Origin of the sequence: Marseilla massiliensis (assembly GCF_023336985.1) — a bacterium.
Taxonomy (GTDB): domain Bacteria; phylum Bacteroidota; class Bacteroidia; order Bacteroidales; family Bacteroidaceae; genus Prevotella; species Prevotella intestinigallinarum.
In genome coordinates, this window is record NZ_JAMBLP010000009.1 from 70,506 (window position 1) to 92,897 (window position 22,392).

At 57.5% G+C, this 22,392-nt stretch carries 21 protein-coding genes, 1 tRNA gene and 1 pseudogene; 9 read left to right on the plus strand and 14 right to left on the minus strand.

Annotated elements, in window-relative coordinates; all coding sequences use genetic code 11:
• Positions 1–11: 11 nt before the first annotated feature.
• The 8 genes from M3089_RS08280 to M3089_RS08315 all read left to right on the plus strand — a co-directional run bounded on the left by M3089_RS08280 (position 12) and on the right by M3089_RS08315 (position 9,440).
• Complete coding sequence (locus M3089_RS08280; RefSeq protein WP_249083275.1) at positions 12–2,681, plus strand: hypothetical protein; 2,670 nt, start codon at positions 12–14, stop codon at positions 2,679–2,681.
• The gene (locus M3089_RS08285) at positions 2,678–5,866 is read left to right on the plus strand and encodes a hypothetical protein (RefSeq protein WP_249083277.1); all 3,189 of its coding nucleotides are present in this window, start codon (positions 2,678–2,680) and stop codon (positions 5,864–5,866) included. Before M3089_RS08280 ends, M3089_RS08285 begins: the two co-directional genes overlap by 4 nt.
• 43 nt (positions 5,867–5,909) lie before the next feature.
• Entirely contained in the window at positions 5,910–6,137 is a 228-nt protein-coding gene (locus tag M3089_RS08290) for a hypothetical protein (RefSeq protein WP_205109422.1), read from the plus strand.
• Between the two features lie 66 nt (positions 6,138–6,203).
• Positions 6,204–7,706 carry a hypothetical protein gene (locus M3089_RS08295; protein ID WP_249083278.1) on the plus strand — a complete coding sequence of 501 codons (1,503 nt, stop codon included), beginning with the start codon at positions 6,204–6,206 and terminating at the stop codon, positions 7,704–7,706.
• A 43-nt stretch (positions 7,707–7,749) separates the two neighbouring features.
• Complete coding sequence (locus tag M3089_RS08300) at positions 7,750–8,190, plus strand: pyocin knob domain-containing protein (protein ID WP_249083280.1); 441 nt, start codon at positions 7,750–7,752, stop codon at positions 8,188–8,190.
• A 10-nt stretch (positions 8,191–8,200) separates the two neighbouring features.
• Positions 8,201–8,542, plus strand: a complete 342-nt coding sequence (locus tag M3089_RS08305; RefSeq protein ID WP_249083282.1) for a hypothetical protein — start codon at positions 8,201–8,203, stop codon at positions 8,540–8,542.
• Between the two features lie 55 nt (positions 8,543–8,597).
• On the plus strand, positions 8,598–8,999 hold the full coding sequence (locus M3089_RS08310; protein WP_249083284.1) for an N-acetylmuramoyl-L-alanine amidase: 402 nt from the start codon (positions 8,598–8,600) through the stop codon (positions 8,997–8,999).
• 3 nt (positions 9,000–9,002) lie between these two features.
• Positions 9,003–9,440, plus strand: a complete 438-nt coding sequence (locus M3089_RS08315; RefSeq protein ID WP_249083286.1) for a hypothetical protein — start codon at positions 9,003–9,005, stop codon at positions 9,438–9,440.
• A gap of 56 nt (positions 9,441–9,496) precedes the next feature.
• On the opposite strand, the gene M3089_RS08320 is transcribed toward M3089_RS08315, so the two are convergent.
• From M3089_RS08320 to M3089_RS08370, 11 genes are all read right to left on the minus strand, one after another.
• Positions 9,497–10,705 carry a tyrosine-type recombinase/integrase gene (locus tag M3089_RS08320; protein ID WP_249083288.1) on the minus strand — a complete coding sequence of 403 codons (1,209 nt, stop codon included), beginning with the start codon at positions 10,703–10,705 and terminating at the stop codon, positions 9,497–9,499.
• Between the two features lie 153 nt (positions 10,706–10,858).
• Positions 10,859–10,934: transfer RNA gene (locus M3089_RS08325), tRNA-His, on the minus strand.
• Between the two features lie 84 nt (positions 10,935–11,018).
• Positions 11,019–11,411, minus strand: a complete 393-nt coding sequence (gene secG, locus M3089_RS08330) for a preprotein translocase subunit SecG (RefSeq protein WP_205109435.1) — start codon at positions 11,409–11,411, stop codon at positions 11,019–11,021.
• 7 nt (positions 11,412–11,418) lie between these two features.
• The gene (locus M3089_RS08335; RefSeq protein WP_249083289.1) at positions 11,419–12,180 is read right to left on the minus strand and encodes a tetratricopeptide repeat protein; all 762 of its coding nucleotides are present in this window, start codon (positions 12,178–12,180) and stop codon (positions 11,419–11,421) included.
• Positions 12,181–12,184: 4 nt separating this feature from the next.
• Positions 12,185–12,661 carry an LptE family protein gene (locus M3089_RS08340; protein WP_239483762.1) on the minus strand — a complete coding sequence of 159 codons (477 nt, stop codon included), beginning with the start codon at positions 12,659–12,661 and terminating at the stop codon, positions 12,185–12,187.
• A gap of 142 nt (positions 12,662–12,803) precedes the next feature.
• A complete protein-coding gene (locus M3089_RS08345; RefSeq protein ID WP_249083291.1) occupies positions 12,804–14,036 on the minus strand; it encodes a sigma-54 interaction domain-containing protein in 1,233 nt (410 codons plus the stop codon).
• A 739-nt stretch (positions 14,037–14,775) separates the two neighbouring features.
• Positions 14,776–15,789, minus strand: a complete 1,014-nt coding sequence (locus M3089_RS08350; protein WP_205109443.1) for a lysylphosphatidylglycerol synthase transmembrane domain-containing protein — start codon at positions 15,787–15,789, stop codon at positions 14,776–14,778.
• A complete protein-coding gene (pdxA, locus tag M3089_RS08355; RefSeq protein ID WP_249083293.1) occupies positions 15,786–16,961 on the minus strand; it encodes a 4-hydroxythreonine-4-phosphate dehydrogenase PdxA in 1,176 nt (391 codons plus the stop codon). Before pdxA ends, M3089_RS08350 begins: the two co-directional genes overlap by 4 nt.
• A 10-nt stretch (positions 16,962–16,971) precedes the next feature.
• Entirely contained in the window at positions 16,972–17,961 is a 990-nt protein-coding gene (locus M3089_RS08360) for a DUF4837 family protein (protein ID WP_249083295.1), read from the minus strand.
• The gene (rlmN, locus tag M3089_RS08365) at positions 17,958–18,995 is read right to left on the minus strand and encodes a 23S rRNA (adenine(2503)-C(2))-methyltransferase RlmN (protein WP_249083297.1); all 1,038 of its coding nucleotides are present in this window, start codon (positions 18,993–18,995) and stop codon (positions 17,958–17,960) included. The genes M3089_RS08360 and rlmN overlap by 4 nt, the downstream gene beginning before the upstream one ends.
• Before the next feature lie 168 nt (positions 18,996–19,163).
• The gene (locus M3089_RS08370; protein ID WP_249083299.1) at positions 19,164–19,499 is read right to left on the minus strand and encodes a WG repeat-containing protein; all 336 of its coding nucleotides are present in this window, start codon (positions 19,497–19,499) and stop codon (positions 19,164–19,166) included.
• Between the two features lie 477 nt (positions 19,500–19,976).
• Between M3089_RS08370 and M3089_RS08375 the strand changes: the two are divergent.
• Positions 19,977–20,258 (plus strand): annotated as a pseudogene (locus M3089_RS08375) (Imm17 family immunity protein).
• Positions 20,259–20,287: 29 nt separating this feature from the next.
• On the opposite strand, the gene M3089_RS08380 reads toward M3089_RS08375, so the two are convergent.
• From M3089_RS08380 to M3089_RS08390, 3 genes are all read right to left on the minus strand, one after another.
• On the minus strand, positions 20,288–20,881 hold the full coding sequence (locus M3089_RS08380) for a DUF4948 family protein (protein ID WP_249083301.1): 594 nt from the start codon (positions 20,879–20,881) through the stop codon (positions 20,288–20,290).
• 185 nt (positions 20,882–21,066) lie between these two features.
• Positions 21,067–21,630 (minus strand): hypothetical protein, encoded by a 564-nt coding sequence (locus tag M3089_RS08385; RefSeq protein ID WP_249083303.1) that lies wholly within the window; start codon positions 21,628–21,630, stop codon positions 21,067–21,069.
• Positions 21,627–22,370 (minus strand): toxin-antitoxin system YwqK family antitoxin, encoded by a 744-nt coding sequence (locus tag M3089_RS08390; RefSeq protein ID WP_249083304.1) that lies wholly within the window; start codon positions 22,368–22,370, stop codon positions 21,627–21,629. Before M3089_RS08390 ends, M3089_RS08385 begins: the two co-directional genes overlap by 4 nt.
• Positions 22,371–22,392 lie beyond the last annotated feature (22 nt).

The window sequence follows — 22,392 nt, forward strand, 5'->3', positions numbered from 1 at the left end:
AGCAAATGCAGATGAAGATACACGGAAGTTTCATCAACCGGCTTGGCGACACGGTGGCCGTAGAGATAACCACCCGCACCGGCGGCGCGGCCGACATGGAGATAGGCACCGAGGAGGCCGGGCTGTGGTTTGACGCCGATGCCCCGGTGGCCATCAGGGCCGAGGCCAACGGCACCGACGACGTGCTGCTGCGCCACTCGTGCACCATACGGCTGCTCTCGCGCAGCTTCGTGCCCTCGCTGTTCTGCGCGTCGTGCCTCGACGCCGTGGTTATGGTGAGCAGCAATGGCCGCTGTGTGTTCGCGGGCTACATAGAGCCCATGGCCTACTCGCAGCCGTTTGCCGAGGCCCTCGACACGCTTGAGATAAACTGCATCGACGCGCTCTCAGCCCTGCAGTATTTCCGCTACGGCGGCGCTGGCTCGCCGGACGTATCGTTCGAGGCCCTGAAACGGGCCGCGCGGCAGCGCAGTTTCGCCCATGTCATAAAGGCCGCCATCGGGGGCGTCGCGGCGGGCTTGGGCGGGGGCGTGCGCCTGCTCTACGACGGCAGCCGGGCCATTGGCTCCGACACAGGGGCGGGCGTGCTCTCGCGGCTGGCGGTGAGCGAGCTGCTGTTCCTGGGCGACACCGAGGACGACGCCTGGGGCATGGACGAAGTAGTAAGCGAGACGCTGCGATACCTCGACCTGCACATAGTGCAGCAGGGCACCGACTTCCTCGTCTTCTCGTGGCAGACGCTGAAGGCGGGCGGCGGCGAGCGCACCATCGCATGGCACGACCTCGGCGGCGGCAGCCCGCTGGCCACCACCCACCGCACCCACGCCATCACCGCCGCCACGGCGTGGGGCACGTCGGCGCAGGTGAGCATAGGCGAGGTGTTCAGCCAGGTGCTGCTCACGTGCAAGACCACCGGCGACGGGCGCATCATAGAGAGCCCGCTCGACAGCAAGGCGATGGCCCCCGCATACCCCCGCCGCCAGAAGTACATGACCACCTACAGGAGCGGGGGCGAGGGCTCGACGGCGCTCACGGCCTTCCGCGCCATGCTCATGGGCAAGGGCACAGAATACGACGCGGCCAAGGTGACGGAGTGGTACGTGCAGGTGATGGACGCGCCCTCCTGGACTTTCTACACCTACGACGGCGGCCGCTCCGACATGATGGGGCTCACGGCCGACGGCCGCCACCAGGAGCGCGTGGCCCAGCGGCTCGGCCGCGCGCCCGGGGCGGCGCTGCTGTCGGTAGGGCAGTGCGCCGTCGACGTGGCGGGCAAGGACAACTCGCCCACGTCGCCCTCCATGTCGGCGTGGCTGGTGCTGAGCACCCCGCTGTCGAGCCCCGGCGTCACTGGCGAGGCCCGGGCGGCCGCCGACATGTCGCTCGCGCTGCGGGCGTGCGTGCCCATGGCCGAGTATGCGGGCAACGTGGGCGGTGGCGCGTTCTCTCCGTCCGACGACGCCGTGACCAACTACATTGTGATAACGGGCCGGGTGACGCTGGTGCCCCGGCGTTCGGTGCCCGAGTGGGGCACGCTGCAGGAGGGCATCGACAAGTTCAGCCCTCAGGGCCCTGCATACCCCGACGCCTGGAAAGCCCGCTGGATGGGCAAGACCGTGGGCGGCTCTTACTTCACGCGCCGCTTCTGGGCGGCTGAGACCCCGGCCGACGAGCCCTCCGACGACCCGGGCGGCGCCTACGGCTTCTACCCGTGCGACGAGGCTTGCGGCAAGCTCTACGAGTTCCGCTACAGCTCCATAGGGCAGAGCAAGGACAACATATCGAAGGTGGGCGTGCTGTGCTGCATGCTCACCATCGGCGGAAAGTGCCTGGTGGAGAAAGGCGGCACAGGGCAGCCGGGCGACTTCGAGTGGCGCGACTACCGTCCGCGCAAGGCGTGCGGCAGCGACGAGGAGTATTACCGCCAGTCGTTCACCATAGGCATCGACCCGAAGATAGGCGACAGGCTGATAGGGTCGGAGTTCAGCGTGCAGGACAACAACTTCAGCCTGGGCATCGACGCGCGCGGCACGTGCATCCCCATGAGGCGCTCCGACGGGCTCAACGGCTCGGTGCGCTTCACCATACTCGGCCCGGTGAACACTATGTGGAAGGACACGCGCGTGAGCCGCGAGCCCGACTTCTGGCACCACACGGAGTGGGCCGAGAGCAGCGTTTGCCTGCTGGCCCACACCTCGGCCATAGTGGTTAAGGACTTGGAGATAAGGGTTGAGAGCGACGCCCGGGGCGGCACCACCGCCGACGGCGACATAGTGTACATGAGCGAGGCGCGGGGCGGGTTTGCAAACCGCAAGGACGACGTGGAGCTGCGCATACACTCGGCCCTGACGGCCCGCGAGTGCGAGGAGATGGGCGTGGCCAACGGCGCGCTGCTCTCGGTGGCTGTTGACACGGCCACGGGCGTGGGGGCCACCACCTTGCGCGACGTGGCCACCGGGCGCGAGGGCAAGCCCGAGCAGCTGTATGTAGACGCGTGCCACGAGGAGAACAGCGAGCCGCGCCTGCTGCTGGAGCAGGAGGTGGACGACGCTGGCTGCACGGCCTCGATGTTCGACCGCTACGTGCACCCGGCCATAGGCAGCGAAATGTATGTGCTCGGCATAGACCGCGACCTGATGGGCGCCACGGCCGGGCTGAAACTGAAATCGATGAGCCAATGATAGACGTAAAGACCATAATCAAGCCCAAGGGGGCGGCCAACGGCGCTGCGCCCACGGGGGCGGCACCGGCGGGCAGGGCGGTGCGAACAGCCGACGAGGCACTGCACGCCGCGCACGCCGACCGCGCAGGAAAGGCCGGCCGGGCAGACAGCGCTGCCTACGCCGACAAGGCTGGCGACGCACAGACGGCGCGGTGGGCGGCCGTGGCCGACGCCGTGAGCGACGCCGTGCGCGGCGAGTTCCTCAGCAGCAAGGCCGACGACGCGGCCGAGGGCATTATAACCTTCCTTAAGGGGCTGCTGCTGGGCGACGGCACGCGCGGCATCGACGCCGACGGCAACGCCACGCTGGGCGGCGTGACGGCCGAGGCTGCCGACATTGCCCGTGCGGCCATACGGCGCATGACGTCGGACGTGGCCTTTGAGCGGCTGGCCACCTTTGCCCGTGGGCTCGTGGCCACCATGATTGAAAGCCCCGGCTATGAGGCGGGGGCAAGGGGCTTCGGGCTGCACAAGACCGAGGGCGGCCGCTACCGCCTGGAGGTAGACGAGCTGCTGGTGCGCGTAAAGGCGATGTTCGACGAGCTGGAGGTGCGCCGCCTGTCGTACAGCGGCGGTTGCATGGTGCTCAGCGCGGCTGCCTCGCGAATATGCCGCGTCAGGCCTCTGCGCCACGGCGAGGGGGCCGGGCCCTATGCCTGGCGGTGCTACTTTGCCAAGGACGACGGCACCATGCGCACGCGCAACTGGTGGCGCGTGGGCGACCAGGCCAAGTGCCAGACGATGAACATCGACGGGCCCGAGGCGGCCCGGGCGCGCCTGCTGGCACTCGGCGACCGCCCCGTGTCGGCCGACGGCGACGGCACGCCGCTGGGCTGGCGCGCGCCGCGCACGGGCAACGCGGGCAACCGCTACTACTGGCGGCTGGTGACGGCCGTGGGCACGGAGACGCTTGACGACGGGCGCGAATACGACTGGGTGGAGCTGTCCAACGAGAGGGCGGTGACGCTGGCCGGCGCCGACGGCGGGTCGGTGGATTGCGTGGGCTACGACACCACCTTCGACGGTGGCGACGCCGACGGCATGAAATGGCACGCCGACGCCAACGACGCGCCCATGGCGGGCGACGAGATAGTGCAGCAGGGCAGCCAGACCGACCCCGGGCGGCAGCACCTGATACTGCTTTCGGCCGTGGGCGAGCGCGCCCCCTCGATAGAGGAGTATGCCGGCGTGGGCCGCTCAGACGGCCCCGGGCCCTACAGCCTGACGGGCCGCTGCATGACGTCGATGTCGCCTCGCTCGGGCAACGTGTTCCGTGCGCGCCGCTTCGAGATAGAGACCGACGGCGGGGCGGTGCGCGTGCCGTGCCACCGTGGCGCGTGGCAGGCGGGCATCCATTACTCCTACTACGACCAGGTGGGCCACGCGGGCGGCCTGTGGCTGTGCGTGGCCCCGGGCGGCACCGAGAGTGAGCCCGGCCACGGCGGCGGGTGGGAGCAGCAGGTGGCCCCGGGCAAGGACGGCACGCCCGGCCGCGACGGGGCCGACAACGCCGTGAGGGCATGGCTCTCGCCGGTGAGCCTCGTGGCCACGGAGACCGCCCCGGGCGTGTTCGAGCTGTCGGAGAGCGTCCTGGCGCTCAACGTTGTGCGCGGCACCGGCGATGACATCACGGGCGAGTGCCGCCTGGTGTCGGCTCGGGGCATGGGGTGCACGGCGTCAGTAGACGGCGTCGACACTGTGGAGGTGACCGGCGCGACGGGCGACGGCGGCACCATTGCCGTGGTGGCGGGCGTGGCACTGCCCGGGGGCGGGGTGGTGGAGTGCCGGGCCGACTATGCCATAAACCGCCTGGGCACGTTCCGCGAGACGATAGAGAACGACGTGAAGCGTCAGGTGGCGCAGCGCGAGTTTGCATATTCCGACGCCTACGGGAGGCAGCACACCGTGGCGGGCATGTCGGCGGTGGCCCAGAGCGCCGAGCAGGTGAGGCAGGAGGTGTGGCGGCGGCAGCCCGCGGGCAGCGTGGTGGCCAACGGCACGTTTGCCGACGGGCTGGAGCGGTGGAGCGTCGAGGGCGGCGTCGTGGCCGCTTGGTGGCAGGGCGTGCCCTGTGCGAGGCTCACGCCCGCCGGTGCGGCCACGGCCCTGCACCAGTCGGCCGCCGACATGGCTTGCGACTGGGGCTCGCTGGGCGTTGGCAAGGACGGCGTGCCGCTGAGGGCGCGCGTGTCTATGCGCGTGGCCACAGATGGCGGCTGCCGCCTGCGCGTAGGGTTGGAAGGCTCGGGCGTGGATGTTGAGGCCGTGGATGTCGAGGCCGGCGGGTGGCGCACGGTAGCCATTGGCGGCACGGACGGGGTGGCCTTGCGCCGTGCCCCGGGCGAGCTCGTGGTGGCATTGGAGCGGGGCGAGTGCCGCGTGACCGACATACAGGTGGTGCCCGACGTGGCCGTGATGGTGGGCACGAGGCTCACGCAGACAGCCGACGGCATAGCCATGCTCGTTGGCGGCATGGCCAAAGGGCTGCAAGCCACCGGCATCGACATAGCCAACCGTAAGGTGACCGTGACGGCCGACAGCTTCATGGTGAGGAACAACAGGGGCGAGGCCACGGCGGCCGTCGACGCCGACGGCAACCTTGTGGCGGGAAGCCTGAAGGCAGGCGGCAAGGCGGGCGGCAAGGCGAGCGTGGCCATGGGCGTCGACGGCGAGGGCAAGCCCTACCTTGTGGGCACCAACGCCCGTGGCGAGGTGGTTTGGCGGCTCGACGGCAACGGCTACGTGAACTCCACGCCCGACGTTGCCATGGCCGTGGCGGGCGGCAGGGCATACTTTGCCAACCGCATGGATGGCGGCTACGACATACGCTATGAGGTTGGGGTGCGCGTCACCAACAGGCAGCTGGCGCAGGTGACGTTCACCCCCGGCGGCCATCTGGGCTGCTACATCCAGAAGTCGCGCACGGAGCAGTCGGCGTGGGTGGCCTTAGCCCAAAAGGAGGCCGTGGCGATAGCCTCGGGGGCGTCGGGCGTGGTGACATTCTCGGGGGCATCCACCGTGGGGGGCTCCCGGGGGGCGGCCCCCGCCGTTCCGTTCGGCAACGGCGACACGCTCGACGTGAGGCTCTGTTACAAGGGAGAGGGCCGTGGCGTGGGCCTGGTGACGTGCGGGCTGGAGGCATGAAAAATTAGAAATCAGAAATGAAAAATAAAACGGCAATGGGGGAATGCTTATGACTGACGATGAGATTCGCGTATACGTTGAGGGCCGTATAAAAGCCCTTACCGACGGTATGGTAGACATTGCGCGGCTTCCGCAGGCAGAGCCCGACGCAGGCACCACGCTCCCGTTCGTAAAGGATGAGCGGTTGGTTGGCGCGCCTGTGGCACGGCTTGGCCCCGGCGAAGACGGCGCCCTGACCATCGCCGAGATAGACGAGGCCACCAAATATTAGGTTTTAAGTATTAAGTATTAACGTTTGACTCTTGACTATTAATTTTTTACTTTTAATTTATTTGTTATGGGAAAGTATCTGGACAAGGAAGGTGTAAAGCACCTTTGGGGAAAAATCAAGGCATTGGTAGACAATGCCAAACGTGACGCCATCAACGCGGCAAGGTACACACTGCCGGCCGCTAACGGCTCGACGCTCGGCGGCGTGAAGAGCGGCGGCGACGTGACGATAACGGGCGGTGTGGTTAGCGTTAACGACGACAGCCACAACCACGTGATAGGCAACGTAGACGGCCTCCAGGCGGCCCTCGACGCCAAGGCCCCGACGGCCAGCCCCACGCTCACCGGCACGCCCAAGGCCCCGACGGCCACGGCCGGCACCAACACCACGCAGATAGCCACCACAGCCTTTGTGCAGTCGGCCATCGGCGGGCTTAAAAAGGGGTTGCCCGGCGGCGTGGCCTCGCTCGACAGCTCAGGCAAGGTGCCCGCGGCGCAACTGCCGGGCTTTGTGGACGACATGCTGGAGTTTGCCGGTACGGTGAGCGGCGTGACCGTGGAGGATAACTTCACCTTGAACGCAGGTGCCGTGGTGGTGTTCAACAAGACGACGGGGAGTTTCGTTGCCAAGGCCACACAGGCCGGCAAGGTGACCTACCACACAGACTGGGGGAACCTGGATGGTTACCCTGACTCCGAGCAATACAGCGACGAGTGGGTCAGTTCAAATGGCAATCATTACGGGCGCAAGGCCGAGGCGGGAAAGATATACGTCGACGTGCTGAGCAACAAGACATACCGTTGGAGCGGTAGCGGCCTGACCGAGATTAGCGCGAGCCTGGCGCTGGGCGAGACCAGCTCGACGGCATATCCCGGCGACAAGGGCAAGGCGGCCTACGCCCACGCCATGGCCAAGGGCAAGGGGTTTGGCACCAACCTGTGGAAGTTTGCTACCAACGCCGAGGGCCACGTGATATCGGCCGCGCTGGTTACCAAGGAAGACATAACCAAGCTGGGCATCCCCGCCACAGACACTCGCTACGGCCTGGCAACGTCGGCGGCAAACGGACTGATGAGCAAGGAGGACAAGGCCAAGCTGGACGGCATCATGAAGTCGGACACCGTGCCCGCAATAGAGCTTATAGACGTCAACAACATGGACGCACTAAGCTTTCCGCAAGTGATAGATGGGACTAAGAGTGCCGTGTACAGGGTAAGGAATAATGGCAAAATAATCGGAACTCTTGAAATGTGGGTATCGTTTGGGGGCAGATATTTTACACAAAGGCTCTTAGGTGATATACCCGCAACGAGTGATGTCGCTGAAGATTTGCTGACTTACAGAATCTTTCCGGGGCTGAGGCCATTGCCTGGTGCCTCGCCGATGCAAGACGCACCGGGTTACTTCTCAATGTTCCGGGTCTGGGGCATAAATGTAGGTGGAGGCTCACTGTTCCCCCAAAACAACTGGAGCCCGTGGTATGACGAGCACCAGTTCCTCACCCGCAATTTCTACACGAGGGACGAGGCCATGACCACGGCCGACATTGATGAGGCCACCAAATCTTGAGTTTCAAGCTTCAACGTTCAACTCTTAGCTTTCAATTCTTGGCATGGGAAAGTATTTGGACAGGGAAGGTGTGAGGCACCTTTGGAAGAAGGCCGTGGGCATGTTCGCCACGAAAGCCACGGCCACCACGTCGGCGGCCGGCCTGATGTCGGCGGAAGACAAGCGGCGCGTCAACGCCGCGCTGCTGTCGCTGGAGCTCCCGGCTGGGGCCGACCTCAACACCATGGTCACGCCCGGCCATTACTACGGGCGTCGGGCCGACGTGGCAAACGCCCCGGCGGGCTTGTCGGGCACCCATTTCGGCATGGCCGTAGTGAGGCTCGGCCCTCCTTCTGTAGCCACGGCCACGGTTCTGCAGGTTGTCAGGGCCGCCAACAAGTATGTGATGGGCACCGTTTACTACCGCGAGGTGGCCTACAACACTTCGCCAGGCAAGTGGTACAAGGTGGACATGTCGAAGATATCGGCAATAGCAACAACTTAAATGTAATTGCATGGAACTGACTACGATAATGGAGATGGCCGCCTCGGCGATAACGGCGGTGGGCGGATGGGAGGTGGTGAGGTACATGCTCAACCGCAAGACCAACCGGCGCAAGGAAGAGGCCGAGGCCGACAACGTTGAGTTTGGCGTGCTGCGTGACGCCATGCTGTTCTTGCAGACGCAACTGAAGGAGAAGGAGCAGCGGTTTGCGGAGCAGAACGAGGTGGTGAGGAGGCTCAATGCCGACGTGCTCGAGGCGACCCGCCAGAAGGCGCAACTGGAGCTGGAGCTGCACCGATACAGGTGCGTGGTGAGGAACTGCGCTCACAGAGACCCGCAAAACGGCTATTAGCAATCCATGGTTCTTAACTCTTAATTCTTAATTCTTAATTCTTAATCTTTAACTTATGCGTAAGATAAACGAGATAATAGTGCATTGCACGGCCACGCCCGAGGGCAAGGACTTCAGCGTGGCAGACATTGACAGGTGGCACAGGGCGCGCGGCTTTGACGGCATAGGCTACCACTACGTGGTCTGCCGTGACGGCAGCGTACACAAGGGGCGCGACGTGGCCAAGAGCGGCGCCCACTGCAAGGGGCACAACGCTGGCAGCATAGGCGTTTGCTACGTGGGCGGCATGACCGCCGACGGGAAGACGCCCAAGGACACCCGCACGGAGGCGCAGAGGGCCGCTCTGCGCGCTTTGGTGGAGCGGCTGAGGCGTGAGCACCCGGGGGCAAGCGTTCACGGGCACAACGAGTATTCAAGCAAGGCGTGCCCCTGCTTCAACGTACAAACGGAGCTGTAGCCTATGAGACTGTTGGCATTGATGGCGTGCGCCCTGCTGATGGCGGGGTGCGCCACTACAAGGAATGAGGCCTACCGGGCGCGGCATGATGTGACACACACCGCCGCGCACCGTCATGACAGCACGATGAGAACGGCAACGCTGCGCGACAGCGTATATTTCCGCGACAGCATCAGCATAGTGCAGAAGGGCGACACCGTCACCAAGTATGTTGAGCGAACCCGATACAGGCTGTCGGCACGGGCCGACACCGTTTTTCGCTACCGCCTGCGCACCGACACACTGGTGGTGGTACGCTCCGACAGCGTCGTTGTGCATCGGCCCGTACATGCCGGAAAGCGGCTGCGGTGGTATGACAACTGCTTTGCATATATCGGCCGCCTGTGCTGCATCGCGGCCATCCTGTGGGCTATTTTCATTTACCTGAGGCGGAAAGCCTGATTCCTTTTTTCATGGCCGGAACCGCACCAACCCGCGAGGGCCGGTGCGGTTCCGGCTTATCCCACAGTGCTCAATACGTATTCTATCAGCTTGAAGTTGGCCTCGTTTATGGCGGTGAAGTCCTTTTTTATGTAGAGGTCTGTGATTTTCATTGACGGCTCTACGTGGTTGAGCATGTCGTTGACTACGTACTTGCTAATCCCCACGTTGTTTACGGCGATTGTCGCCATGGAGTGGCGTGCGGCGTAAAACTGCAAGCCTTCTATGCCAAGCTCCGCGCCTATTTCCTTGAGCCCGATGTTAACCGCCCTGTTGAAGTCGCTCGCAGACGAATATCTCTTGTGGAAGTTGAACACGCGCCTCCTTCCGCCCCTGTATTTTTCCACGAGTGCCTTTATGCATGGATGCACGCGCACGGATATTTCGGCATTGTCGGCCCGTCGGTCTTTCGTCTTTGTCCTTTCGTACGTGATGTATTCCCCGTCGTAATCAGTGGCGTTGAACAAGTCCACCGAGTTCATGCCCATGAGGAAGAACGAAAGCACGAAACAGTCCTTTGCCATGTCACGGCGGCACACGTCGCCTTTGCGTGTAGCGCTGTTTAGGTATGGCAGCATCATTATGCTTGTTATTTCGTCGACAGTCAGCGCTCGCTTTTCAGCCACGTTTTGCCTTGGCGGGGTGTACTTTTTCAAAGAGTGCTTGATTACAATCACGCCGTTGTCCTCATCGTTGTAATAATCGCGTGCGTCGTTGAACATCTTGGCGATGCAATTGGTGTACAGCGACCGCGCGCGCATTTTCCCTGCAAGTGAATCCTCAAATGCTTTCATGCTGTTTGCCGTGATGTCGGAAAACAGCACGTCGTCCTTCTTGAGGAACGCCTTCAGCGCGTTTACCGCCGTCTGGTAGTTCTTGCAGCCCTTTATCTTCGTTTCCGAAATCCATTTGTCGGCGTAAGCCGTGAACGTCATGTTGTTATCATACTTTTTCGTGAGCTGCTTTGCAAGCTCATCGATGTTCCAGTCGTTAAACTCCAGGTTAAGGGCGGTCGCCCGTTGCCGGTATGTCCTTATCAGCTCTTCCCCATGGTCTAATATCTGTGCGTTCTTGATTTTGAACGATGGCGTCAGGTCTTTCTTTGATGCGGTCATGGAAGTAGGCAGGAACTTTCTTTTGCGCTTGTATACCATCTGCACGAATACCGCCCATGTCTTGTCGGCTTTCATCTTTTCTTTTCGTACCATCAATTTAAAGGTAATCATAGGCTTTTGTTGTTTGGGTGCAACATAGGTGCAACATAGGTGCAACATTTTCATTTATTAGTGGGTTTTTCCGCCTACTTGTAGCCACTATGCCGTAGAACAAAAACAAGCGGAAAACCCTGTGAATCAAGGTTTTCCGCTTGTTTTGTGGGAGGGTGGAGGGTGGGGCTCGAACCCACGACATTCAGAACCACAATCTGACGCTCTAACCAACTGAACTACATCCACCGTGTTGTTTGCTTGAAAGCGAGTGCAAAGGTACGTGATTTATTTTAAATGACCAAATAAATCACGTACTTTTTTTGCATTTTTCTTATTTTGCGGGTTGTGCAGGAGCTTTAGGGGCTGCTGCGGGTGCATTTTGCTGTGCTCCGTTTGTTGCCGGTGCAGCTTCTTTGGTTTGGCTTGCACCGAATCCCGGCAGGTTGTTGGGATTGGTTGTCGGATTCTCCACTCCTTCCATTACAGATGTGTCTGTCAGGGCTTTGGGTGCTACGTAAGCGCAGGCGATGCTTATGACCACCATTGCAACAGCGAGGCCCCAAGTAGTCTTCTCGATGAAGTCTGTTGTCTTGCGTACTCCTCCGATCTGGTTGTAAGAGGCGAAGTTCGACGAAAGTCCTCCACCTTTAGATTCTTGTATCAGCACGATGCCAATCATAAGCAGTGCTGCCACGCAGATAAGAATTACTAAAACTGTGTACATTTTTAATTTATTTTTTATTGTTGTTTATTATCAATTTGTTCAAGAAGCGTATTTGGTCTGCAAAGTAAGCATTTTTTTTTGGATAATTCAAGCTTAAGCGCTGAATAATTTCCAATGCTTTTGAATATCGGCCTTGTTTTATGTAAATACGGGCTAAAGTTTCGGTGAAGTAGCCCTCGTCATTGTCTTTTCCGCTATCGTTGTCGTTGTTGTCTATTTCCGGCACGAATTGTGGTGTTTCTTTCAGGACAATCTTACCGCCATCGTTGTTTATGAAGCTGTCAATCAGGTTTTGGCCTTTCAGTTTCAATGGTTCCGGGTCGCTTTCGCTGCCGTCGCCGTCTTCGCTTTCCAAGAGGTAGGCCACATAATCGACGGCGGCGTCGGCCGGTGTAGGCCTTCGTTTCTTTTTCTCTTTCTTTTCCTCTTCTTCCTCTTTCGGTATCGACTCAAGGAAATTGTCGATGAGCGAAATCGTCCTGTTGTCTTTGCCTGTGGCCGTCTCTTTCGACTGTTCGGTGTTTTGCTGTACTTTGATTTTATAATGTGCGGCTTCCACCAACTGGAATATCACTGTGCGGTCGGTGATGTATATTGCGGCCCGGCGCAACTCTTCATCGAACGAAGGGTCGTGCAGCAGGTACAGGTTTTGCAGCATCAGCAGCCTTGCTGTCTGGAAATATGGATACAGGGCCAGCATGGATCTTAACTCGTACAGGGTGTCCCTGTCGAGTCGTTCCGGATGGTTGATCAGCTCTGTCAGTTCCATTTGCTTACCAATTGGCTACTGTTGCGTTGAAAATCTGGTCTGTAATCTCTTCCACCATTTGTGTCACCAACTCTTCTTGCACGGAGTTGAGCGTCTGGGTGTTGTCGTAAGTGGCGGTTGCGGTAAACTGCCTCTCGAAGTCTTCCGAGTGGTTGGCGTTGTTTGTAAAGCGCACGTTGACCGTCATCGACAATTCTGTTTGTGCTGAGAATCCCTCGCTCGACACTGCCTTGTTGCGTTGGTCATACCTGGTTATCTCTCCTTCTATCTTCATGTCGCCATCTCTCCTTACCTGTATCAGTTTGGTATGGTTGGCATAAAGATCCTTTAGCTGGTTGTTGAATATGCTGGCCATCGGGCCCCACACGTAGCTGGCCCGTATGGGGAAGTCGGCTATCTGTATCGTTTTCGTTTTCGTGTAATCGATGCTTGCACCGTTGAACTTATATGATATGGAGCATGCCAACAGCATGGTTGCCATGGCGCACGTAATCGCCGCTTCTGTGCAGCGGCGCAACCATGGTTTGCCGGTGTTTGCTTTTGTGTATTCCCGTATGGTCTTTTTCATTTGCTTTGTGTGGTTGGAGACGTCTGTTGGTTGCCGTGGCTGTTGTTGCCGTCGGTTATTCAAGTCCGTATTGCTTTATCCTGCGGTATAGTGTGCGGTCTGATATTCCCAGTTCCGATGCAGCTTTCTTCCTGTTGCCGCCGTTGCGTTCCAGGGCTTTTTCGAGCATTTGCCTGCCAATGTCGTTCAGGTTCAGGTTTTCGGGTTCGACATATTCTTCGGCTATCGCGTCTTCGGCCATGGTCTTTGGCTGTTGCTGTATCACTATCGGCCTTTGCTGCAGGGCCGTGCGGTTGTCTATCGGCAGCTTGCTGTCGTCGTTTTGCATTATGTGGCTCCCCTTCATCTCGTCGAGCTGCTTCTTGAGTATGCTCATGTCTTGCCGCAGGTTGTTGACGTTGCCTTGCAATTCGAAAAGTATCTTGTATAGGATTTCCCTTTCCGTCTCGAAGCTATGCTCGTTGTTGCCCGGTATCTTTGCCAGTTGTGTGCTTTCCTGGTCCTGGGGTATGAAGTTGGCCAGTATGTCGGCGGTGACAACCCGCTCCGGGCAAAGGATGGATATTTGCTCGGTTATGTTTTTCAGCTGCCTCACGTTTCCCGGCCACTTGTATTTCATCAGCATCCGTTTGGCGTCGTCTGTCAGGGTGACTTTCTCCATCCTGTACTTCTCGGCGGTTTGCATGGCAAACAGCCTGAACAGCAACACAATGTCCTCGCCCCTGTCGCGAAGCGGCGGCATTTGTATGGGTATAGAGTTAAGGCGGTAGTACAAGTCTTCGCGGAATCGCCCTTCGCTTATTGCCTTGCGTATGTTGACATTCGTGGCTGCAACAATCCTTACGTCGGTCTTTTTCACCTCGGTTGCCCCCACGGGTATGTATTCGCCCGTCTCCAGCACCCTCAGCAGCCTTGCCTGCGTGGCCAGGGGCAGCTCGCCTACCTCGTCGAGAAACAGTGTACCCTTGTTGGCCACCCCGAAGTAGCCGGGGCTGTCGTTGATGGCACCTGTGAACGACCCTTTGACGTGGCCGAACAATTCGCTGTCGATGGTGCCTTCGGGTATTGAGCCACAGTTGATTGCGAAGTATTTTTCGCGGCGGCGTGGTGAATTGTCGTGTATCACGCGTGGTATTATCTCCTTTCCGACGCCGCTCTCTCCGATGATGAGCACACTAAGGTCTGTCGGCGCCACCTGCAGGGCGACGTCGAGCACATGGTTCAACGCGGGGCAGTTGCCCACAATGTTGTATCTTTGCTTTATGTTTTGGAGCTCCGAAACTTTCATCTATTGTGCGTTTACAGCCTCAGACTGTGGTTGCCGGGGCGCTGTTTTCCCCCGTATGCCGCGTATGGCTAATTTTCTGCAAAGGTACATATTTTCTTCGATATAATGCCAGTATGGCACTCTTTTTTAATGAATATACGCATTTTGCGCTTGTGCGCAAACGGGTCGGCGCGGTGCCGGCAAGGGTATGTGGGCATGTTGGAAGCGGGTAAAAGCGCCAGGGGCGCATAGGCGGCGGTCTGCCTGCCGGTTTTGGAGTGTGAAAATACGCAGTAGGCCACTGCTTGCAAATATGCAACTTGACGACGGCCTGCCATGCCATTGATTTGTGCGCATTTCATGCCGCCCACCCGAATGGCCTGTTTCGCGCAGCGATACGGGCTGTTTCTGTAGGCAAAACGGCCCTTTTGACAATGCGGAAAGGCTTGTTTTGCAACTTGTTGAATACCAGGCTGTTTGCTCGATAAATCCTTGCAGCTGCCTTTAACGGCCAGGTGTTGGTTTTGGCATTGGATTGCAAGGCTTGTCTAAGTCGTGTCGGCAGGTGGTTGCCACCCATTTTGCTTTGTTCCACATTTCATGGAAAACGGGGCCTTGGGGCTGATTGCGCGTTTTCGGTTGTCGTTTGTTGTGCAAAGGCGGTGGCTGTTGACTCCGTTTGCCACTGCGGCTGGGCCCGTTTGTCTCAGGCCCAGCCGCAGGTGTTGGTTGTTGTCCGTTATTGTGCTCTAAATGGTGGTCAACTGCGCTTTTTGTCGAATTTGATTAGCAGAAGCCCAATGGCAGTCCATATCAGTTCGCGTATTCTCACGATGAGCGCTATCAGTATTCCTGCGTTTGCAGTGAGGGCGAGCCCCTTGGCCGACATAAGGAAGCCACCCTCGCGGCCGCCCAGCTGTAGCGGCATGAAGAATAGCATGTTGGCAAACAGCGATGTGAATGCCAGTATGAGCACACATTGAAGGAAGTTGGCATGGGGCATTATTACCAGGAGCACGAAGTATATTTCGAGTGCCGAGGTCACCCTGCAGGCCAGTTCGAGCAACACTGCCGAGACGAAAGCCCTTGGGTTCTGGTTGTGAAGGGCCGCAATCTGGCTGTCGATGGTGGCCAGCTGCTCGCTGTGGCGCTCGATGAACCCGCCCACCCGGCGCTTTAGTCCTGGGAAGTGGCTTAGTATGTTCATGCATCTCACGGCGATGCCTTTCTTATATCCCTTGATGAAAAACCAGATGGCCACTCCGCAAAGGGCGGCCACTATGGCCAGCATGATGCCCATGGCTATGTTCATGGGTTGCGTGGCCACGTAAAGCAGGCATGACAGCAGCCAGAACCACAGGTGCGAGAATATGTGAGTCATGGCGTAGAGAATCACCGACGCCGACGCACGCTCTGTCCCAATGCGTGGCGCGAGTGCCATTATACGGTAAGGCTCGCCTCCCATCAGTCCGCACGGTGTGGTGTAGTTGAGCGCAAATCCCGACACGGTTATTTTATACAGCCACCAGAAGCCCACCTCCTTGGGGCGCCTTAATGGCTCCCCGCGGTTGCTGCATCCAGTGCTTGCAATGATAATGTACCATGCCGAGGTGTTGAACATGTACAAGAATAGCCATAGGGCAACGACGGCCCCAAACCAATAGCCGGCTCGCCTGAGCCCGTCGAGCACTTGTGCGAAGTCGAGTTGCGTCACCATCACCACAAGCACAGCGATGCCGAAGATGAAGAACGCGTTCTGGTATTTCTTTTTCATTCTGCCTCAGGCTGTTCGTCTTCTTGTCTTTGCGGTTTGGTTTCGTGCTTGGGTTGCCTTTCTTCGTGCTTGGCCGGTTCTTTCTGCTTGGGTATGGCAAACCTTGTCTTCTCGCTTTCGTCACGTTTCTCGTGATACAGCTTGGGCAGCGGGTTGGCCATTGGTTCGTCGTAGCTTTTCCTGTTTCGGTATATGTCGATGGCGGTATATATGGCCTGTCGGAACGAGTTGGTGTCGGCAACGCCTTTGCCTGCAATGTCGTAGGCCGTGCCATGGTCGGGAGAGGTGCGCACGATGGGCAGTCCGGCGGTGTAGTTTACGCCTTCCTCCACGGCGAGCGCCTTGAACGGGGCCAGGCCCTGGTCGTGGTACATGGCCATTATGCCGTCAAACCGGCTGTAGGCGCCGCTGCCGAAGAATCCGTCGGCGGGGTAAGGGCCGAAGGCCTGTATTCCGCTTTCCTCAAGTTCTTGTATTGCCGGTATTATTGTTTCCTGTTCCTCGGTGCCAATCAGTCCGCCGTCGCCTGCGTGCGGGTTGAGTGCCAGCACCGCAATCCTCGGGTTTGATATCCTGAAGTCGCGTTTCAGGCTGTTGAAGAATATGCGCGTCTTTTCTACGATAGCCTCTTTTGTTATGGATTCGGCCACCTCCTTAATGGGTAGGTGAGTGGTGACCAGGGCCACCCTCATGCCGCCGTTCATCAGTATCATCAGTGCCTTGTTGCCTTCGCCCACACAGTCTTCGATATATTCGGTGTGCCCGCAAAACTTGAACAGTTTGCTTTGTATGTTCTTTTTGTTTATCGGGGCTGTCACAAGCACGTCGTACAGGTCGGCACGATAGTCGGTCATGGCGCGGTCGAGGGCCTTGAGCGCAGCTTCGCCGGCCTCTTTCGATGGCTGTCCCACCTCGATTTTCACTTCTTCTTCGAATGTGGTCAGCAGGTTGAGCCGTCCGTCACGTGCATCCTCGGCGCGGTTTATTATACTGAAGTTGGTTTGCAGGTTGAGCATCTTGCGGTAGTATGCAGCCACTTTCGGTGAGCCGTATATGATAGGGGTGCATATCTCGAACATCGCCGGGTCTTCAAATGTTTTCAGTATCACCTCGTATCCGATGCCGTTTGTGTCGCCGTGGGTTATTGCCACGCGTATAAGTTTATTGTCCATAGATGTATTTTTATTTTAGTTTCTTAGGCTGCAGCGTGTGAAGTGCGGCCTCTATTTGTCTTATCAGATTTCGTTTTGTTTTCTCGGGTGCATACACAAACCCTTCTGCCACTATTGTGCGGCCTCTCGAGCTGTCGGCTGTGGCTATGCATACGAACGGGCCCCCCATGGCGTCGCCGGCCATTTCCCACAGGCCCCTTAGCTCTGTAGCCCGCCGTCCGTTGCTCTTTGTTTCCTTGCCGTAGACCGGGGCCCGGCGCGACGTGCGCATGTACATGCCGTCTTCCTCGCCCGGTATGTTGGCTTTCATCACGCTGTCGCGCTTGGCTACCAGTGTCGGCATGCTTCGGTCGTAGCCCGGATAGGAGTAGACGCAAATGCTTTGCATGCCGCTGGCGGCATTGTCTGACAGCCACACAAAGCCTTTGCCGCGTTTGATGGATTGCATGTCGGCAGGTATCAGCATGCTGCACGCTGTCTGTTCGGTCACGGCCTTTGTGCCTTTTGTGTTGTTGCGTTTCTTCAGTTCATCCGTTTCGGCTTTTATTTCAAACCGGTTTATCAGCCTTGACAACGGCTCGGTGATGTGCTTGGCGCCATTTGCCGCCGTCAGAGCCGTTGGCATGTCTACGTAGACCAGCAGTTGCGGCTTCGAGTAAACGTCTTTCTCGTATCTTATGGCTGGCTTTTGGCTTTTGCCCGTGCGTGCAATCACGATGCACCGTGCATATCGTGTGGCCTGTGTAAGCACAGTGTCGGAGGTAAGCGTCACGTCGAGCGACTTTTCCTGTTGTGGCAGCCCGAGGGCGGGTCTTTCCAGCTCGTCGGCCAGATTGCCGCCCGTTTCCATGTCGTCGGCCAGCAACAACACAGAGTAGGGCTCCCCACCGCTCTGTGGCTTCAGTGAAATTGCGTTGTCGCATGCCGCCATTGCCACCCACAGGCAACCTATGGCGGCTGCGCGCACTGCGCGTCTGGCCATGGCAGCAATGCCCATCATTCGGTCTCTGCGGTTTTGTGTGCCGTCGACAGCAGGCCGCAGGCGGCAAATATGTCTTCGCCCCGGCTTGCCCTTATCGTAGTGAACACGCCGTGGCCTGTCAAGTAGTCGCGCAGTTCCTCCATCTTTGTGTCGTCGGCCCCGTGCAGGTCGACACCGGGTATTTGGTGAAACCTGATCAGGTTTACGCGGCATTCGAGCCCTCGGAGCAGCTTCACAAGCTCGCGTGCGTGCAACGGCGAGTCGTTGACACCGCCGAACACGATGTATTCAAACGACACCCTTCGCTGTCCGCTGAAGTCATATTGTTTCAACAATTCCACCACATCCTTTATTCCCATCTGCCCCTCGGCAGGCATCAGTTGGCGGCGTTGTGCCGGGATGGGGGAGTGCAGGCTTATTGCAACATGGCATTGGCTCTCGTCGAGAAACCGGCGCAGCTTGTTCTTTATGCCCACACTGCTCACCGTTATGCGTTTGGGGCTCCACGCGTAGGCATAGTCGGCCGTCAGGATCTCGGTGGCCCTGAGCACGCTGTCCAGGTTGTCCATAGGTTCGCCTTGGCCCATGAACACTACGTTTGTGAGCCTCTCGCGTTCCGGCAGCGAATATATCTGGTTCAGTATGTCTGCGGCTGTGAGATTGCCTTCAAATCCCTGCTTGCCTGTTTGGCAGAAAAGGCAGTTCATCTTGCACCCCACCTGCGACGATACGCACAGCGTGGCCCGTTCGCCGTCGGGTATGAACACCGTCTCGACATACTTCCCGGAAGCCGTCGGGAACAGATATTTCACCGTGCCGTCCTTTGATTCCAGCCTTTCTGCCGGCATCATGGCTCCCACGGTGTACGCCTCTTCAATCCGTGCACGGTTTGCTTTGGATATGTTGGCCATGTCTGCGATGGCCGTTACGTGCTTGTCGTAGAGCCATCCCGCCATTTGTTTGCCCACAAATGACGGCAGCCCGAGTGTGCGGGCTGTAGCTGTCAGTTCGTCGAGCGTCATGCCCATCAGTGTCTTCTTGCCGCTTTCCATGCTTGCATTCTGTGTAATTAGAATGCAAAGTTACTGTAAATCGGGCGAATATCAAAATAATTAGGCTATTTTAAGGGCAGTCGTTGCTTATAGGCGGGTAGGCTGGCTGTCATCGGCGAGGTTGTTGCTGTTTGCGGGCCTCGGGGTGTTTGGAATGCTATTACAGTGTCATTCAACCTTGTTTCCGTTTTTGTCGATATAGTACCACTCGTCGCTCTCCCAATAATGATACTCACCGCGTGAACCCGTGGCTTCCTTGCTTTTGCCCTTGTCGGTCACTTTCGCCTTGCCGTTTTTGAAAGGAAAGCCAAAGGCAAAGCGGGGCTTTATTACCGGCTTGCCCTTCTCGTCGGCGTAACCTATTCGCCCCCGGTTGTCCACTATGCGGTACATGCCGTCTTGTATGTAGTCGTCGCCATTGTCAAACCGGTATGGCCGGTAATGGACTGTGGCACAACAACAGCACAACAAAGTGGTGGCAAGCATTGTAATGACTCTATTCATGATGAAAAATGTTGCATGTTTAATGGCTGCGAAAAGCCCGTTGACTTGAATATTCACCCCTGCCCCGATGATTTACCGTATCCTTTAGTGGCAAGCCGGGCGGAGTAGTGTCTGTGCAATCTGTCTTTTCCCGGTCGCCGTGACGCATGATGATTGTCTTGCAAAGATACTTTATTTGCTTCATATAACGTTTCTTCTGTGCATTTTTATTTTAAAATAAGTAGGTGTTCAAAATTAATTGCCTTCAAATTGTGCGCTATGTAGGAGATGCATGCCAAAGTCCGAAGAGAGAGCGTAGCGGGCTACGCGACCGATGAGACTTTGGTATGCGGCCCGAAAGAGCACACAAGATGGTGGCAAAGATATAGAGGACACCTGCAAGGGCAATTGTATCTGTTGATTTTGGACAGCTACTTACAATACTCTGTTGGTAGTAAAGCATTATATTTTCATACCGAATGCATTTACAACAAGCCTATGACAGTTACTGATATATACGAAGGGATAAACAACAGCGTTGGGTCTTATTTCGAGTGGGCACAGGCTCACCCGAGGCACGGGCTTCTGGTTGTGGCCGGATTGGCTGCATTTGGGCTCGTCGGGTTGTTGCGTCAATGGGAGTGGGCGTGCCGTTGGCAGTACTATTACAAGCTGTGGATGTTCGACGCTTGCAAGCCGGAGACGTAGCGGAAGATACAGATTGCGCTGGTGTCTTTGTTGCTCATACTCATATTGGTATGGTATTTCATGTGGGTTTGATGCCCCATGGGATGTCTCGCTAATGCATGTCAGTATCTTGACACGTCTAATTTGATATACCAATTGCCTTTTATGGGTTTGTATATAGTGGTGTCGCTGTTTGCCTTGCCATACATCTTGTTCAGGTCTGTGTGCTCGGCTTTGTCTATGTCCTTGCGGTTTCTCAATCCGGCATCGTAGACAATGCTTTTTGATACAGTTGCTCTCATGGTTCCATGGCAGTAATACTGCATCGTGAGACTGAGGTTTTCGGCACCTGCCGTATATGGCCCGTCGCGGTCGACGAGTATGAAACCGCAACCTGTCTCGGCCAACAATGAGTCGAGCATCGTCCTGTCGGGTGCTGACAGTCCGTAAACGGGCGTGTCGGTTTCTTCGTCCGGGCCGTCAGGTGTATTGCTTTGGCGTGCTGCCGAGTCTGCCAGGGCTGTTTCATATTGGTAGAGCGGAGGGTAGTGGAAGCTGCCCACCGAGTTGTCGGCAACGATGTCGTAAATCCTGTTGAATGCCGCTTCGTGTTTTTCAAAGCTGTCCAGTATTTCATCGTCGGCTGGTGGCAAGGCCGTTTTGCAGCCTGCTGTTGATAATGCAGCCAGAAGTGGTAGGATGATAGTATTATTCATATTCGTTGTTGTTTGCTCGTTTGCTTTGCGGCGAGGTGCCCTTGCTGTTCCCGCCGGTTGTCTTTTTGGGGCAAGTTGAATCCTTATGGGCCCGCGTGACGGCATAAACGCCTGATCGCGGGGGCAGGGCCTTTGCCGGCAACTTGTGCTCATTCATTGTCGTTAAGTGGGCTTTGCTCAGCCATCTAGTTTGATTTCGTAGTTGAAATAAACCTGGTTGAAATTCGCGTCGTGTTCCCAGACATAGCCGTACAGGTAGAGCAGGGCGTTGTCAGCACCTGCCGGCGCCTCTGCAATGCCGTTTTCTGCAAGCAGGGCTTCAACTTCTGATACGTCAGGCAGGGCAGTTCAATGTCTAACAATGCCGCCAGGCGGGCCCGTTGCTGTTCGTCTATGCTCAAGCGGATGGCTGTGACGCTTGGCGGAACAGTTGCCTCGTATGTCTCAAATTTCGTTTTCTCATCCGGATGTCCTTCGAAATACTTGTCAATCTTTCTTTTTTCGGCTTTTGTTACAGGGCTGCACAGCGACAAGTCGCATGCCGACATTTCCATGTCAAAATTGAATCTGCTGCCTAATGCTTTCTGTAATACGGCTATAAAGCCTGCCGGATCGCCTTTATGAAGCCCGCCGCTGTCGAATAGTGAGCATTTGGCGTGCAGCTCTTTCACCATCCAGTAGCCCGCCTTGTATTGCGTTACCCAGTCTCCAACATTTTTTTTCCCATGCCATAGCCTCTTTACAGTCATTCGTTTCCTTTGCCATGCCATTTTGTTTCCACGGCACCGGTCTCACAGTTGCATTCGTTCCATTGCCCGGTTTTTTCGCCGTTGGCATATTGTCCGGTAACGAGATAGACGAGAGTGCCGTCGTTGCGCATCAGTTCATTGCGGTAAATGCCGTGCAGCATGCCGTTCTTGTAGTGTCTCAGTATATTCGAACGCATTCCGTGGCCGTCGTCGGTCGTCTTCCATTCCATTCCGTCTTTCTTTCCGTTGGCATAGTTCGCCTCATACACAGGCTTGCCGTCGGTTTTGTCGAAATGCCGCTCCTTGCCGTTTTCCACGCTCATTTTGTAATTCTTTTCAGTGTCCAATGCACCGTTGCTGAAATATGTCCTTACCGTTCCGTCAATCTTGCCGTTGCTCATCGGGGTCTCTTTCATCACCGTCTTGCCCCCTACATGGTATTCCGTGAACAGTCCGTCGCGCTTCCCCAAGGCATAGTTACCCGCCTCGCGCAACTCGCCGTTGCGGTAGCGGCGGTATTCTCCGTCCATCATTCCGTTTTTAAACTTCACCGTTTCCAGGTCGAGTCCGCGTTTTATTCGGTATTCGCCTTTGAGCGGTTTGCCCGATTCCCTGTTGTAATACCCCGTGCGTTGGTGTTCGTCGAACACGGTAAGCAGATCTTTACACTCGGTTATTTTCTGTGCCGTTGCCGCTATCACTGCCCCGACGAGGGTCAATGCCATTGCAATTCGTTTCATAGGCTGTATTATTATTTATTGT

Bases quoted from the DNA above. Each gene is read 5' to 3' on its own strand.
- M3089_RS08280 (WP_249083275.1), top strand. From the start codon at position 12: ATGAAGATACACGGAAGTTTCATCAACCGGCTTGGCGACACGGTGGCC.
- M3089_RS08285 (WP_249083277.1), top strand. From the start codon at position 2,678: ATGATAGACGTAAAGACCATAATCAAGCCCAAGGGGGCGGCCAACGGC.
- M3089_RS08290 (WP_205109422.1), top strand. From the start codon at position 5,910: ATGCTTATGACTGACGATGAGATTCGCGTATACGTTGAGGGCCGTATA.
- M3089_RS08295 (WP_249083278.1), top strand. From the start codon at position 6,204: ATGGGAAAGTATCTGGACAAGGAAGGTGTAAAGCACCTTTGGGGAAAA.
- M3089_RS08300 (WP_249083280.1), top strand. From the start codon at position 7,750: ATGGGAAAGTATTTGGACAGGGAAGGTGTGAGGCACCTTTGGAAGAAG.
- M3089_RS08305 (WP_249083282.1), top strand. From the start codon at position 8,201: ATGGAACTGACTACGATAATGGAGATGGCCGCCTCGGCGATAACGGCG.
- M3089_RS08310 (WP_249083284.1), top strand. From the start codon at position 8,598: ATGCGTAAGATAAACGAGATAATAGTGCATTGCACGGCCACGCCCGAG.
- M3089_RS08315 (WP_249083286.1), top strand. From the start codon at position 9,003: ATGAGACTGTTGGCATTGATGGCGTGCGCCCTGCTGATGGCGGGGTGC.
- M3089_RS08320 (WP_249083288.1), bottom strand. From the start codon at position 10,705: ATGATTACCTTTAAATTGATGGTACGAAAAGAAAAGATGAAAGCCGAC.
- secG (WP_205109435.1), bottom strand. From the start codon at position 11,411: ATGTACACAGTTTTAGTAATTCTTATCTGCGTGGCAGCACTGCTTATG.
- M3089_RS08335 (WP_249083289.1), bottom strand. From the start codon at position 12,180: ATGGAACTGACAGAGCTGATCAACCATCCGGAACGACTCGACAGGGAC.
- M3089_RS08340 (WP_239483762.1), bottom strand. From the start codon at position 12,661: ATGGCAACCATGCTGTTGGCATGCTCCATATCATATAAGTTCAACGGT.
- M3089_RS08345 (WP_249083291.1), bottom strand. From the start codon at position 14,036: ATGAAAGTTTCGGAGCTCCAAAACATAAAGCAAAGATACAACATTGTG.
- M3089_RS08350 (WP_205109443.1), bottom strand. From the start codon at position 15,789: ATGAAAAAGAAATACCAGAACGCGTTCTTCATCTTCGGCATCGCTGTG.
- pdxA (WP_249083293.1), bottom strand. From the start codon at position 16,961: ATGGACAATAAACTTATACGCGTGGCAATAACCCACGGCGACACAAAC.
- M3089_RS08360 (WP_249083295.1), bottom strand. From the start codon at position 17,961: ATGATGGGCATTGCTGCCATGGCCAGACGCGCAGTGCGCGCAGCCGCC.
- rlmN (WP_249083297.1), bottom strand. From the start codon at position 18,995: ATGGAAAGCGGCAAGAAGACACTGATGGGCATGACGCTCGACGAACTG.
- M3089_RS08370 (WP_249083299.1), bottom strand. From the start codon at position 19,499: ATGAATAGAGTCATTACAATGCTTGCCACCACTTTGTTGTGCTGTTGT.
- M3089_RS08380 (WP_249083301.1), bottom strand. From the start codon at position 20,881: ATGAATAATACTATCATCCTACCACTTCTGGCTGCATTATCAACAGCA.
- M3089_RS08385 (WP_249083303.1), bottom strand. From the start codon at position 21,630: ATGACTGTAAAGAGGCTATGGCATGGGAAAAAAAATGTTGGAGACTGG.
- M3089_RS08390 (WP_249083304.1), bottom strand. From the start codon at position 22,370: ATGAAACGAATTGCAATGGCATTGACCCTCGTCGGGGCAGTGATAGCG.